At 64.3% G+C, this 12,728-nt stretch carries 10 protein-coding genes; 6 read left to right on the forward strand and 4 right to left on the reverse strand.

Annotation, left to right across the window (positions count from 1 at the left end):
- Positions 1–93 precede the first annotated feature (93 nt).
- On the forward strand, positions 94–1,179 hold the full coding sequence (locus IED13_RS05505) for a YeiH family protein (RefSeq protein ID WP_191123807.1): 1,086 nt from the start codon (positions 94–96) through the stop codon (positions 1,177–1,179).
- A gap of 59 nt (positions 1,180–1,238) precedes the next feature.
- On the opposite strand, the gene IED13_RS05510 is transcribed toward IED13_RS05505, so the two are convergent.
- Together IED13_RS05510 and IED13_RS05515 are read right to left on the reverse strand one after the other, a co-directional pair.
- Positions 1,239–3,278, reverse strand: a complete 2,040-nt coding sequence (locus IED13_RS05510) for an NAD(+) synthase (protein ID WP_191123613.1) — start codon at positions 3,276–3,278, stop codon at positions 1,239–1,241.
- Positions 3,279–3,453: 175 nt separating this feature from the next.
- On the reverse strand, positions 3,454–4,494 hold the full coding sequence (locus tag IED13_RS05515; protein WP_191123614.1) for an NAD-dependent epimerase/dehydratase family protein: 1,041 nt from the start codon (positions 4,492–4,494) through the stop codon (positions 3,454–3,456).
- Positions 4,495–4,867: 373 nt separating this feature from the next.
- Here IED13_RS05515 and IED13_RS05520 point away from each other — a divergent pair, with 373 nt between their 5' ends.
- From IED13_RS05520 to rfbA, 5 genes are all read left to right on the forward strand, one after another.
- Positions 4,868–6,232, forward strand: a complete 1,365-nt coding sequence (locus IED13_RS05520) for a nucleotide sugar dehydrogenase (protein WP_191123615.1) — start codon at positions 4,868–4,870, stop codon at positions 6,230–6,232.
- A gap of 195 nt (positions 6,233–6,427) precedes the next feature.
- Positions 6,428–7,483 carry a dTDP-glucose 4,6-dehydratase gene (rfbB, locus tag IED13_RS05525; RefSeq protein ID WP_113253794.1) on the forward strand — a complete coding sequence of 352 codons (1,056 nt, stop codon included), beginning with the start codon at positions 6,428–6,430 and terminating at the stop codon, positions 7,481–7,483.
- Between the two features lie 16 nt (positions 7,484–7,499).
- Positions 7,500–8,057 (forward strand): dTDP-4-dehydrorhamnose 3,5-epimerase, encoded by a 558-nt coding sequence (gene rfbC / locus IED13_RS05530; protein WP_191123616.1) that lies wholly within the window; start codon positions 7,500–7,502, stop codon positions 8,055–8,057.
- On the forward strand, positions 8,057–8,950 hold the full coding sequence (gene rfbD / locus IED13_RS05535; RefSeq protein WP_113253792.1) for a dTDP-4-dehydrorhamnose reductase: 894 nt from the start codon (positions 8,057–8,059) through the stop codon (positions 8,948–8,950). Before rfbC ends, rfbD begins: the two co-directional genes overlap by 1 nt.
- A 3-nt stretch (positions 8,951–8,953) precedes the next feature.
- Complete coding sequence (gene rfbA, locus IED13_RS05540) at positions 8,954–9,841, forward strand: glucose-1-phosphate thymidylyltransferase RfbA (protein WP_191123617.1); 888 nt, start codon at positions 8,954–8,956, stop codon at positions 9,839–9,841.
- Positions 9,842–10,056: 215 nt separating this feature from the next.
- On the opposite strand, the gene IED13_RS05545 is transcribed toward rfbA, so the two are convergent.
- Together IED13_RS05545 and IED13_RS29165 are read right to left on the reverse strand one after the other, a co-directional pair.
- Positions 10,057–11,208 carry a glycosyltransferase gene (locus IED13_RS05545; RefSeq protein ID WP_210323519.1) on the reverse strand — a complete coding sequence of 384 codons (1,152 nt, stop codon included), beginning with the start codon at positions 11,206–11,208 and terminating at the stop codon, positions 10,057–10,059.
- A 266-nt stretch (positions 11,209–11,474) separates the two neighbouring features.
- A complete protein-coding gene (locus IED13_RS29165) occupies positions 11,475–12,728 on the reverse strand; it encodes a glycosyltransferase (protein WP_191123619.1) in 1,254 nt (417 codons plus the stop codon).

Below are 12,728 nucleotides of genomic sequence, written 5' to 3' on the forward strand. Positions count from 1 at the left end.
CCCCAATGAAACGGAACGATCGCAACAATGCGATAGACAGCATAATTCTTCTCCGATTAGGTCCGCGGAGAAGAAGGTTCTCCCATGGCCGATATGCGCTCCGTCACTCCGTTGCCCGCGCCCTCCCCTTCAGCGCTGAGGGGCCTGGGGCGAATCCTGCCCGGTCTGGGGCTCTGCGCCGGCATCAGCGCGATCGCCTTCGCGCTGGAGCATATCGAGGCCTTCGCCACGGGCCGCGCCTGGCTTGAAGCCCTGGTGCTGGCCATCCTGATCGGCACCGCTGTCCGCACGGTCTGGACGCCCTCCGAAATGTGGCGCGCGGGCATCGCCTTCTCGGCGAAGACCGTTCTGGAAATCGCCATCGTGCTGCTCGGCGCGTCCTTGAATGTCGCGATGATCATCGCCGCCGGACCGGCGTTGATTGCCGGCATCGCGGCGGTGGTGTCGGTCGCGCTCGTCGTCAGCTTCCTGCTCGGCCGGGCGCTGGGGCTGCCGAAGCGCATGGCCGTCCTCGTCGCCTGCGGCAATTCGATCTGCGGCAACTCGGCCATCGCCGCCGTCGCGCCGGTCATCGGCGCTGACGGCAAGGATGTGGCCGCCTCCATCGCCTTCACCGCGGTGCTGGGCGTTCTGGTGGTGCTCGGCCTGCCCCTTCTCGTCCCGCTCCTGAGCCTGTCCGAGACCCAATACGGCGTTCTCGCCGGGTTGACGGTCTATGCCGTCCCTCAGGTCCTTGCCGCCACCGCTCCGGTCGCGGCCGCCAGCGTGCAGATCGGGACTCTCGTCAAGCTCGTCCGCGTCCTCATGCTGGGGCCCGTCGTGCTCGCGCTCTCCGTCCTGGGCCACAGGCTGCGGGACGATGTCGGCGCGACCGGCACAGGCGGCGTCAAGCCGGCGTCGCAACGCGTGGCCTTCAATAAACTCGTGCCGTGGTTCATCATCGCCTTCCTGGGGATGGCGGCGTTGCGTACGCACGGTTTCATCCCGGAAGTCGCGCTCGCACCCATCGCCACGACCGCGACCATCCTCACCATCATCTCGATGGCGGCCCTGGGTCTCGGGGTCGATATCCGCGTTGTTGCCAGAGCCGGCGGCCGGGTCACCGCCGCGGTCACGCTTTCCCTGCTTGCCTTGGCGGCTGTCAGCCTCGGCCTCATCCGAGTGCTCGGCGTCGGCTGAGCGCCCCACCACCGAACCAAGGGCGGTCGGGCGATCCGCCCCGATCGCCGCGGCTTCGCTCAGTCCGGGATGCGCGCCCAATCGGCCAACCACGGCGCCGCTGAGGCGTCGCTGGGCGCACGCCAGTCCCCACGCGGCGAGAGCGAGCCGCCCGATGAGACCTTCGGGCCGTTCGGCATGGCCGAGCGCTTGAACTGGCTCGTCTCGAAGAAGCGCCGGATGAAGACGCCAAGCCAGCGCTTGATCACCGGCAGGTCGTAGGCGACGCGCTTGCCTTCCTCCATATTGGGCGGCCAGGCGCCCTTGGCGGCATCGCGCCAGGCATGTTCGGCAAGGAAGGCGATCTTGCTGGGCCTGAAGCCGTAGCGCGTCGTGTAGAACAGGTTGAAATCCTGCAGCGCATAGGGGCCGACGAAATCCTCGGTCTTCTGCGCCGGCTTGTCGCCATCACCCGGCACCAGCTCGGGCGAGATTTCAGTGGCGAGGATGTCGAGCATCACGGCGGACGCCTCCGCGCCGAAGCGGCCGGACTGCGCCACCCAGCGGATCAGATGCTGAATCAGCGTCTTCGGCACCGAGCCGTTGACGTTGTAATGCGACATCTGATCGCCGACGCCATAGGTGCACCAGCCGAGCGCCAATTCCGACAAATCGCCGGTGCCCATCACCAGCGCATTGTGCCGGTTGGCGAGGCGGAAGAGCACGGAGGTGCGCGCCCCGGCCTGCACGTTTTCAAACGTGATATCGTAGACGGGCTCGCCCGCGGCGAAGGGGTGGCCGATATCGACCAGCATCTGCCGGCAGGCCGGCGTCATGTCGATTTCCTCGGCGCTGACGCCGAGCGACCGCATCAGGCGCCAGGCATTGTCCTTGGTGCCCTGGCTGGTGGCGAAAGCCGGCAGCGTATAGGCGAGGATGTTCTCGCGCGGCAGCCCGAGCGCATCGAAGGTATGGGCGGCAACGATCAGCGCCTGCGTCGAGTCGAGGCCGCCGGAGACGCCGATCACCACCTTATCGATCCGCGTGCTTTCCAGCCGCTTGCGCAGGCCATGCGACTGGATGTTGTAGGCCTCGAAGCAGAGCTCGTTCAGCCGCGCATCGTCGCTCGGCACGAAGGGAAAGCGTTCCACGGCGCGGGCAAGGCCGAGATCGCTCTCCCGGTCCGGTTCCAGCGCGAAGTCGATGCGGCGGAAGGCGAGCTTCTCGCGGTGAACGTCGATGCTGTCGCCAAAGGTGTTCTGGCGAATGCGGTCCATCGCCAGCCGCTCGAGGTCGATATCGGCGAGGATAAGCTCCGGCTCGGCGGCGAAGCGCTCGGCTTCGGCCAGCAGCGCGCCGTTCTCGTAGATCATCGCCTGCCCGTCCCAGGCGAGATCGGTGGTCGACTCGCCCGTGCCGGCGGCGGAATAGGCATAGGTCGCGATGCAGCGCCCCGAATGGGCCTTGCACAGGGCATGGCGCCAGTCGGATTTGCCGATGGTGACGTTGCTGGCCGAGAGGTTCAGCAGCACGGTCGCGCCGGCGAGCGCGCCGAAGGACGAGGGCGGGATCGGCGTCCAGACGTCCTCGCAGATCTCCATATGGACGATGAAATCCGGGATATCGCTCGCCGCCAGCAGCAGATCCGTGCCGAAAGGCACCTCCTGGCCGCAGAGGTCGATATAGAGGGCCCCTGCCCGCTCGCCCGAGGCGAACTGGCGGCGCTCGTAGAATTCGCGATAGTTCGGCAGATAGGTCTTCGGCACCACGGCGAGGATGCGGCCGCGATGGATCGCGACGGCGCAGTTGAACAGCCGCCCCTCGACCCGCAGCGGCGCGCCGACGACCGCGACGCAACGCAGGCTGCGGCTCTCCTCGACAAGGCGCGCCAGCGCCGCGCTCACCGCGTCGAGCAGCGCGTTCTGCTGCAGGAGGTCGTCGATCGCATAGGCGCTGATGCCGAGCTCCGGGAACAGACAGAGCGAGGCGCCGCCTTCATCGGCCCGGCGCAGCAGCTTCACCGTCTCCGCGACGTTGAAAGCCGGATCCGCCACCTTCAGCCGCGGCGCGGCGCAGGCAAGGCGAACCAAGCCGTGCTCGTGGATATTCGCGAAACTCATCGAGACTCCGTTGGGCTCGGACACCGAAGACGCGGCACATCGCTTATCGCGCAGACGGCCTGTGCGGAGCAAGGCGGCCCCGGTCATGGCTGCCGCGACGCGCGGTCAGATGCCCGCAGTGGCTGCCTTCGATTCGCGCGACGCGATGCGGCTCGAACTGGGCCCGCCTCCCGGCTCAGACGCGGTAGAAATCGCGAAACCAGGCGACGAAGCGGGGAATGCCGACCTCGATCGGCGTACCCGGCCGGAAATCGACCGCGGCGGCCAAATCGGCCACATCCGCATAGGTCGCCGGCACGTCGCCGGGCTGCGCGGGCAGGTGACGCCTGATCGCCTTGCGCCCGCAGGCGGCTTCAACCACGTCGATGAAGTGCGAGAGCGCCACCGGGGTGTGGTTGCCGATGTTGTAGATGCGCCATGGCGCCGTGGAGGTCGCCGGATCGGGCCGCCCGGGGTCGAAAGCCGGGTTCGCCGCCGCGGGCTGCGCGGCAAGGCGCACGATCGCTTCGCAGATATCATCGACATAGGTGAAGTCGCGGCTCATCTGCGCTTCGGCATAGACGTCGATCGGTCTGCCCTCGAGGATCGCCTTGGTGAATTTGAAATAGGCCATATCCGGCCTGCCCCAGGGCCCGTAGACCGTGAAGAACCGCAGCCCCGTCATCGGAATCCCGTAGAGATGGGCATAGGAGTGCGCCATCAGCTCGTTCGCCCGCTTGGTCGCGGCGTAAAGGGAAACCGGATGGTCGGCGCCGTCATGCTCGCTGAACGGCACCTTTGCATTGGCACCGTAAACGGAGCTCGAGGAGGCATAGACGAGATGGCCGACGGCATGCCGGCGGCTCGCCTCCAGCACCGAGAGAAAACCGTCGAGATTGGCGCTGGCATAGGCGCGCGGATTTTCAAGCGAGTAGCGGACACCCGCCTGCGCCGCCAGATGGATGATCGCATCGGGGCGGAATGCACCGATCGCCGCATCGAAGGCGTCATGATCGGCGATGTCGATCTGCTCGAAGGAAAAGCCGTTGCGGCCCAGCAGCCGGGCGAGGCGCGCCTGCTTCAACGCCGGGTCATAATAGGGGACGAGCGCATCGACGCCCATGACCTCGACGCCACGCTCCAGCAGCGCCTCCGCGACATGAAGGCCGATAAAGCCCGCGGCTCCCGTCACGACGACACGGTTCAACGACAGGCTGTGATTCAACGGGTCACCCATGACAAGACATCGCAACTCCTCTCATCGCAACGAGTCGGGGCCGGTGGCAAGAGGCCGGAAGGAAAACAATCCTGCCTCAAGTCGATCGGACAGCCTCCGGACGCGCGCGGCACCAAGCAGCGCGCTCTGCTGCAGCAGGTCGATCGGATAAGCGCTGCTGCAGAGCTCCGGGAAAAGGCCAAGCGAGGCGCCGCCCTCGTTCGCTGAAGCGGCTCAGAGTGCCGCAGGTCCGAGCGATGGAATGCCGCCGAAAACGAGAGCGACAAACTCCGCAACGAAAGCACCTCAGGTTGACATCGTTCCAACCGAACAGCAAAGCCTCCCTTGAATCCTGCTTTCGCGCCGTGAGCGCCCACCCAGCGGAAGGCCGCTCATGTCAGCTTCAGCGCCCCCTCGCTCCGTCACCGATTCCGGCCTTTCCGATCAACTCGCGCGCATCGCCGGGAAGGACTACCGAATCGGCATCATCGGCCTCGGCTATGTCGGCCTCCCGCTGGCGATGACGGCTTGCAAGGCCGGCTTCAAGGTTCTCGGCTTCGACATCGACGCCAAGCGCGTCATGCAGATCAACCGCGGCGAGAGCTTCATCAAGCATATCCCGACCGAGGCGATCAACGCCGCGATCAAGGACGAGCGCTTCCGGGCCACGACCGATTTCGACGAGCTACGCGACGTCGACGCCATCGTCATCGCCGTGCCGACGCCGCTGACCAAGCATCGCGAGCCGGATCTGAGCTATGTCGAGGCAACGGCCCGGGCGATCGCACCGCGCTTGCGGAAGGGTCATCTCGTCGTACTGGAATCGACGACCTGGCCCGGGACGACCGACGAGGTCATGCGCCCGATCTTCGAGGCGACCGGCCTGAAGAGCGGCGTCGACTTCTACCTCGCCTTCTCGCCCGAGCGCGAAGATCCCGGCAATCTGGATTTCGACACCTCGACCATCCCGAAGGTCGTCGGCGGCGACGGAGCCGATGCGCTGGCGCTGGCGAATGCGGTCTACAGCGCGCTGGTCGTCAAGACCGTTCCCGTATCGAGCCCCAGGACGGCCGAGGCCGTCAAGCTTACCGAAAACATCTTCCGCGCCGTCAACATCGCACTCGTGAATGAGCTCAAGGTCGTCTACAGCAAAATGGGGATCGATGTCTGGGAGGTGATCGACGCCGCCAAGACGAAGCCCTTCGGCTTCATGCCCTTCTATCCCGGGCCGGGACTGGGTGGTCATTGCATCCCGATCGACCCGTTCTACCTGACCTGGAAGGCGCGCGAGTTCGATGTCACCGCCCGCTTCATCGAGCTCGCCGGTCAGATCAACACCGCCATGCCGCATTGGGTGGTGGACCGCGTCGCCGAGGCGCTGGACCGCCGGCAAGGCCGTGGACTGAGCAGCGCGCGCATTCTTGTCGTCGGCATCGCCTATAAGAAGAATATCGAGGACACGCGCGAAAGTCCCGCGCTGAAGCTTATCGAGCTTTTAGAAGAACGCGGCGCGACAGCCGATTATCACGACCCATATGTTCCGGAGCTGCCGCGGACCCGCAAGCACGGCAACCTTGCAGGGCGCGCCTCGGTTCCTCTGACGGCCGACATTGTGGCGAGCTATGACGCCGTGCTGATCGCAACCGATCACGACGCGATCGACTATCGGGCTCTGGCAGAGGCCGCTCGCCTCGTCGTCGACACCCGCAATGCCTGTGCGAAAGCCGGGTTGGGCGGCGACAACATCGTCAAGGCGTGAAGCGGTAGCAGCGATCCCGCCTCCGCTCTACAAGATGCGCGTGAATCGCCCAGCATATGGAACATATCTCGACATATTTCCTGCGGCCCCGGCGCGACGATCGAAAGCCGCAAGCGGCTTGACGCTGCCTGAAGAGGCTGCTTCTTGCCGGATCGACTTGAAATTGGACGGCTTTTCGTCTCGGAGTTCTGTAACGTGTCTCTGAAATTTCTCGTGACGGGCGGCGCGGGCTTCATCGGTTCGGCGGTCGTGCGGAAGCTGATCGGGGAGACCGAGCATCGGGTCTGCGTGGTCGACAAGCTGACCTATGCCGGCAATCTGGCCTCGCTGGAGCCTGTTGCGGGCAGCAATCGCTATCGCTTCGAGCAGGCGGATATCGGCGACGCTGAGCGGATGAAGGCGATCTTCGCCGATTTCGCTCCCGACGTGGTGATGCATTTGGCTGCCGAGAGCCATGTCGACCGTTCGATCGATGGCCCCGGCGACTTCATCGAGACCAATATCGTCGGCACCTTCACCCTGCTGCAGGCGGCGCTTCGGCATTACCGTGGTTTGGACGGAGCCGGAAAGGCACGTTTCCGCTTCCACCACATCTCGACCGACGAGGTCTTCGGCTCGCTGGGCGACGAGGGCTTCTTCAGGGAAGACACCGCCTATCAGCCGAACTCGCCTTACTCCGCCTCCAAGGCGGCCTCCGACCATCTCGTGCGCGCCTGGCATCACACCTACGGCTTGCCGGTGGTGATGACCAACTGCTCGAACAATTACGGGCCCTATCACTTCCCCGAGAAGCTGATCCCGCTGATGATCATCAACGCGCTGGAGGGCAAGCCGCTGCCGGTTTATGGCAACGGCCAGAACGTCCGTGACTGGCTCTATGTCGACGATCACGCCGACGCCCTGCTGACGGTGGCCACCACCGGAAAGCTCGGCGAGAGCTACAATATCGGCGGCCATAACGAGAAGGCCAATATCGAGGTGGTGAAGGCGATCTGCGCGATCCTCGACGAGCTCAAACCCGATCCGACAGGACCGCGCGAGCGCCTGATCTCCTATGTCACCGACCGGCCGGGCCATGATGCCCGCTATGCGATCGACGCCGGCAAGATCGGCCGCGAGCTCGGGTGGACGCCGAAGGAGACCTTCGAGACGGGCTTGCGCCGCACGGTCGAATGGTATCTGGCCAATCCGCAATGGTGGGGCGATATCCGTTCCGGCATCTATCGCGGCGAGCGCCTCGGCGCGGCCTGAGCGGGAGACGGAAGCGATGCTGAGCGTCGAGGGCATGGCGATCCCTGCCGTCAAGATGATCACGCCGAAGAAGTTCAGCGATCATCGCGGCTTCTTCTCCGAAACCTGGAGCCGCAAGGCGTTCGCCGAGGCCGGGCTCGATCTCGATTTCGTCCAGGACAATCAGTCGCTGTCGGCGCCCGTCGGCACGCTGCGCGGGCTGCATTTCCAGTCGCCGCCTTTCGCCCAGGACAAGCTGGTGCGCGTGACGCGCGGGCGCATCCTCGATGTCGCCGTCGACATCCGGGCCTCCTCCCCGAGCTTCGGCCAGCATGTCGCGGTCGAGCTCTCGGCCGAGAACTGGAAGCAGCTCCTGGTGCCGGTCGGTTTCGCGCATGGTTTCGTCACGCTCGAACCCGACACCGAGGTGCTCTACAAGGTCACGGCGCCCTATGCGCCTGAAAACGACCACGGCCTCGCCTTCGACGACCCAGCACTGGGCATCGACTGGCGCCTGCCGGCCGACAAACTCACCCTCTCCGACAAGGACCGCAAGCATCCGCGACTGTCCGAAATGCTGCGCTTTTTCGAATGATGGGCCTGCGCATCGCCGTCACCGGCTGGACCGGCCAGGTCGTCCGCGCCATGCTGGAGCGTGTGCCGGCAGGTGTCGAGGTCATCGCGCTGCGCCGCCCGGAGCTTGATCTCGCCGATCACCGGACAATCGCGCCGGCTCTGCGCTCGGCCAGGCCCGATGTCATCGTCAATGCGGCGGCCTATACGGCCGTGGATCAGGCCGAGAGCGAACCTGAGCTCGCCATGCGCATCAACGGGGGGGCGGCCGGCGAAGCGGCGCACGCGGCCGCCGCCCTTGGCATTCCCGTCATCCAGCTCTCGACTGACTACGTCTTCGACGGAACACTCGGCCGGCCCTATCGCGAGGACGATGCGACCGGCCCGATCTCGGCCTATGGCGCGAGCAAGCTCGCCGGTGAGCAGGCCGTCGCCGCGGCGACAGCGAACCATGCCGTTCTGCGTACGGCCTGGATCTACAGCCCCTTCGGCAAGAATTTCGTGAAGACCATGCTGCGACTGGCCGAGACGCGCGACGAGGTCGGCGTCGTCGCCGATCAGCAGGGTTGTCCGACCAGCGCGCTCGACATCGCCGACGCGATCTTTGCTGTGGCGCGCAATCTCGCCGAACGGCCGGGCGAGGTTCCTCTGCGCGGCATCTTCCACATGGCAGCCCGAGGCGAAGCCGCCTGGGCCGATGTTGCCGAAGCGATCTTCGCCGAACGGGCCCGCCTTGGCGGCAAGCCGGTGGCGGTCAAGCGTATCGCCACCACGGATTACCCGACACCGGCGCGCCGGCCGGCGAATTCGCGGCTCGACTCGACGAAACTGGCAGCGACGCACGGCGTAAGGCTGCCGCAATGGCAGGACTCGCTTTCAGCCTGCGTCAAACGGCTCCTCGCAGATCAGGAATAGACAATGAAGGGCATCATCCTCGCCGGTGGCTCCGGCACGCGGTTGCACCCGATGACGCTGGCGATGTCGAAGCAACTTCTGCCGGTCTACGATAAGCCGATGATCTATTATCCGCTCTCGACGCTGATGCTCGCCGGCATCCGCGAGGTGCTGATCATCTCGACCCCGCATGATCTGCCGAACTTCAAGCGCCTGCTCGGCGACGGCTCGGACTGGGGTATGAGTCTTTCCTACGCCGAGCAGCCCCACCCCGGCGGTCTGGCCCAAGCCTATCTGATCGGCGCCGAATTTGTCGCCGGCCAGCCCTCCGTGCTGATCCTCGGCGACAATCTCTACTATGGCCACACCCTACCGGAGATGATGGCGCGCGCGAAGGCGCGGACCAAGGGCGCGACCGTCTTCGCCTATCACGTCGGCGATCCGGAGCGCTACGGCGTGATCGATTTCGACGCGAACGGCAAGGCGATCTCGATCGAGGAGAAGCCGCAGAACCCCAAGTCGCATTGGGCGGTCACGGGCCTCTACTTCTACGACGCCCAGGTCGTCGACATCGCAAGGTCGCTGAAGCCCTCGCCGCGCGGAGAGCTCGAGATCACCGACATCAACCGGATCTATCTGGAGCGCGGCGAGCTTTCGGTGGAATCGATGGGCCGCGGCTTCGCCTGGCTCGACACCGGCACGCCTGACAGTCTGCTGGAAGCATGTGAGTTCGTCCGGACCCTGGAAACCCGTCAGGGATTGCGGATCGCCTGTCCCGAGGAGATTGCCGCGAGGCAAGGTTGGATAGCAGCAGCTGAGCTTGCAAAATTGGGGAAAGGGTTCGCAAAAAGCGAGTACGGTCGTTATCTCCTCGAAGTCGCAAAGGATCTCGGCCTGTCTACCCCTTTTTAGCTGGTCTAGATATCGTGCTCCTTGATACGGCGTCACCATCAAGCTTGTTTCAGGTTTGGTGAATTCCCTATAGCTCGACGTCACCGATGCAGAGGACTATTTCAACCAAGCGCATGAGGGTCTGAGGTCAGAAGAGCTACTTCGGGTAGGTCTCACGCGATGCGGGTCATAGGCGGGGTCCGGCACCGCCGCGTAGCACCACCGGGACAATCAGATCATTCCCTCGCCAGCCTCGCAAGTTCGCTGACAAATCGTTGCATAGAACGGTCATTCAGCTGTTTTCTGACTCCAGCGAATAAAACGTCATAGAGTCCCTTTTCAAGGGCAATGCGCTCGACAGCGTTCGCTAGAGCCTGCCCTGATAATTCTGCGGCAATAAGTCCATCGACATTGTGGTTCACTTGCTCAGGAAGTCCTCCAACCGGAGTCGTAACGACCGGAAGGCCCGCGCCGAAAGCAGTAGCGATAACTCCGGACTGGCTTGCCTCTACATGCGACACCACCACGAGATCGTAGCGGTCGAACGCGGAGACGATCTCCCCGTCGGACAACCAGCGGTTCGCGACCTCCGCATCTAAGGCTGCAAGGCGAGAGGCCTCAGGACCCAAATCCCCCTCTCCGAAGACGCCGGCTTCGACGCTTAAGCCGCGTTCGCGCAGGATTTCCAGCATATCGACGAACAATGACAGCCCCTTATAAGGCATGATTCGGCCGAAAAAGAGCAGACGAAGCGGCTGACCTGCCTGTCGATGCCGCGGCAGCCGTGGCGAGCGATAGGAGAGGATGGGGTGGAAAAGCGTGACGAGCCGCAGCCCGTCTCCCCTATGGGCCGCCTGCAGGTCCCTCGCTACGGATGCGCTGAGCGCGATCACGGTATCGGCTTGACCAAATGCTCGGTCGGTGAGCCCTTTGACCAACGCGGTCATGTCGCCCGGATGCGCTTGCGCGTCATGGGCGATGGTCAGGTACCGTGCGCCGGCCTTACGGATATAGGGAACTAGGAACGAAGACCAAACATGCGGCATCAGGTCGATCACCGCCGTCACACGTCGCTGCGCGATCTCGGCCGCGAGATGCCGTCCGATCGACGGGATACGCCAAGCAGAGAGCAGCGCTCCGGCATGATTGTTGAAGGTATCGATGCCGATCAGAGCGGGGCCGAAATCGGAGTAGGAGGCAAAATTCTCATTCTGCTTCGAGATACAAACGCTGACCTGCAATTCCGATAGCGAGAGGCTCGCGCGCATGGCGTCGAAGGTGAAACGGGTCATCGCGCCGCGCCGCCCCAGATACAGCAAGAGGAGGCGTGTATTGGGCTGCACGGATTGAAAAGCGCGCAAATCCAGCCTGTTCACGTTTTCACCCATTTGACCCGAAAGCCGACCCCGTTGGCGCGCCGTTTCTCGATGTGAAGCGGTTCGCCAAAGCTAGCCTTCGGCGGCCTCGATTTGGCAACGTCAGTCGGCTCGATGCCAATGGAACCACCGGGTCGTAGCCCATTGTCGCCTTGCCGCCAAGCCTCTCCTTCCGGCAATGATGGGCAAAGCGATACCTCCTTGCGATGCGAGGCGCCCCACCTGTCGAATTGGCACGAATTTTTCCGTCCAGGCTGAATCGAACGACCGGGCTCCGTCTAGAGGCGTTGCTGCTCACCATTGAGGACTTGCTTGATCTGCGCAACATGGCGCGCAGGATCGAAGAAATCCTGCGCCTTCTTGGCTCCGGCGGCGCCTAAGCTCTCACGCAGTTTTGTATCCGCCCGCAGCGCCCGCAATGCAGCGGCAGCTTCCTCGATATCGGCATCGGCCCAGACGGCGTCGGTCGGGTTCCTCCAATGGACTCCGGCGCCACCGTAGTTCTGCTGCGGATCGTCGATCGGGACAAGTTTGAAGCTAATCGGGAAGCCGGCATTGGCCGCAAAGAAGTCGGTGCTGCCCGACCAGTTAGTTGCGATCACCGGCAGCCCGCGCATCATCGCCTCGGCGATCGTGAGCCCAAGTCCCTCCGCCCGGTGGAGCGACATCACGACGTCAGACTGCTGATAGAGATGGTCCACGCCCGCATCGTCGAGCACTTCGCCGTTCATCGTGATATTCTCGGCGCCAGCGGCGGCTGCCTGCATCAGCCGGACGCCGTCAGGCCAGGAGGCTTCATTCAGATATTTAACGACGAGGCGCACGCCCGGATCATCGCCGAAGGCCAAACGGAACGCGCGGATCGCCGCACAGGGGTTCTTGCGGGTGAAATTCGAGGCAAAGTTGAAGGCGACGAGCGCGGTGAACGGCCCGGCTTGGAGGTGCTGCATCGGCCGGATGATCTCCGGGTCGATCGGATAGGAGACGATGTGAACCGGCCTCCCGCCAGCCATGGGCCGGATCGCATCGGCAACGAAGCGCGTGCTGGCGCAGATGTCGTGCAAGAAGGGCAAGGCCGGTTGCCAGTTCTCGGGCAGGGTCGGCAATTCCCAGAACCAATGCGCCATGATCCGCTTGCTGCGCACGAAGCGCTTGCCGAGGAAGGCCATCACCCGCGGCACAACTGGGCCGCTCACATGCAGGATGACAGTCCCCTCGCCGAGGAGATCGCGGCCGTCCTCGAAGGAGAAGTCGGCATAATTCGCCTCGTGCATGAGAAGCCTGGTGACATCCACGCCATAGACGAACATTCCGGCGGCCTTGAGCGCGTCATGGGACTTACGTGCAGCGTCTCCGAGGCCGGAGGCCTGTCGGAGCATGCCGACAATGATGATCGGTTGCTTCGCCTTGGCCTCCGGCGCGATTGACGGAGCCCGCCAGGCCGAAACCTGCGCAAACACGGCCCGCCGAGCGCCGAGCGGCAGTCGGCGCCAGATTTGCTGGTGGAAAAGGCGAACAAGGAAATTCGGCAC

This window comes from Allobosea spartocytisi (assembly GCF_014764685.1).
Classification (GTDB): domain Bacteria; phylum Pseudomonadota; class Alphaproteobacteria; order Rhizobiales; family Beijerinckiaceae; genus Allobosea; species Allobosea spartocytisi.

Coding starts and splice junctions, on each gene's coding strand:
- IED13_RS05505 (WP_191123807.1), top strand. CDS start 94: ATGCGCTCCGTCACTCCGTTGCCCGCGCCCTCCCCTTCAGCGCTGAGG.
- IED13_RS05510 (WP_191123613.1), bottom strand. CDS start 3,278: ATGAGTTTCGCGAATATCCACGAGCACGGCTTGGTTCGCCTTGCCTGC.
- IED13_RS05515 (WP_191123614.1), bottom strand. CDS start 4,494: ATGGGTGACCCGTTGAATCACAGCCTGTCGTTGAACCGTGTCGTCGTG.
- IED13_RS05520 (WP_191123615.1), top strand. CDS start 4,868: ATGTCAGCTTCAGCGCCCCCTCGCTCCGTCACCGATTCCGGCCTTTCC.
- rfbC (WP_191123616.1), top strand. CDS start 7,500: ATGCTGAGCGTCGAGGGCATGGCGATCCCTGCCGTCAAGATGATCACG.
- rfbD (WP_113253792.1), top strand. CDS start 8,057: ATGGGCCTGCGCATCGCCGTCACCGGCTGGACCGGCCAGGTCGTCCGC.
- rfbA (WP_191123617.1), top strand. CDS start 8,954: ATGAAGGGCATCATCCTCGCCGGTGGCTCCGGCACGCGGTTGCACCCG.
- IED13_RS05545 (WP_210323519.1), bottom strand. CDS start 11,208: ATGGGTGAAAACGTGAACAGGCTGGATTTGCGCGCTTTTCAATCCGTG.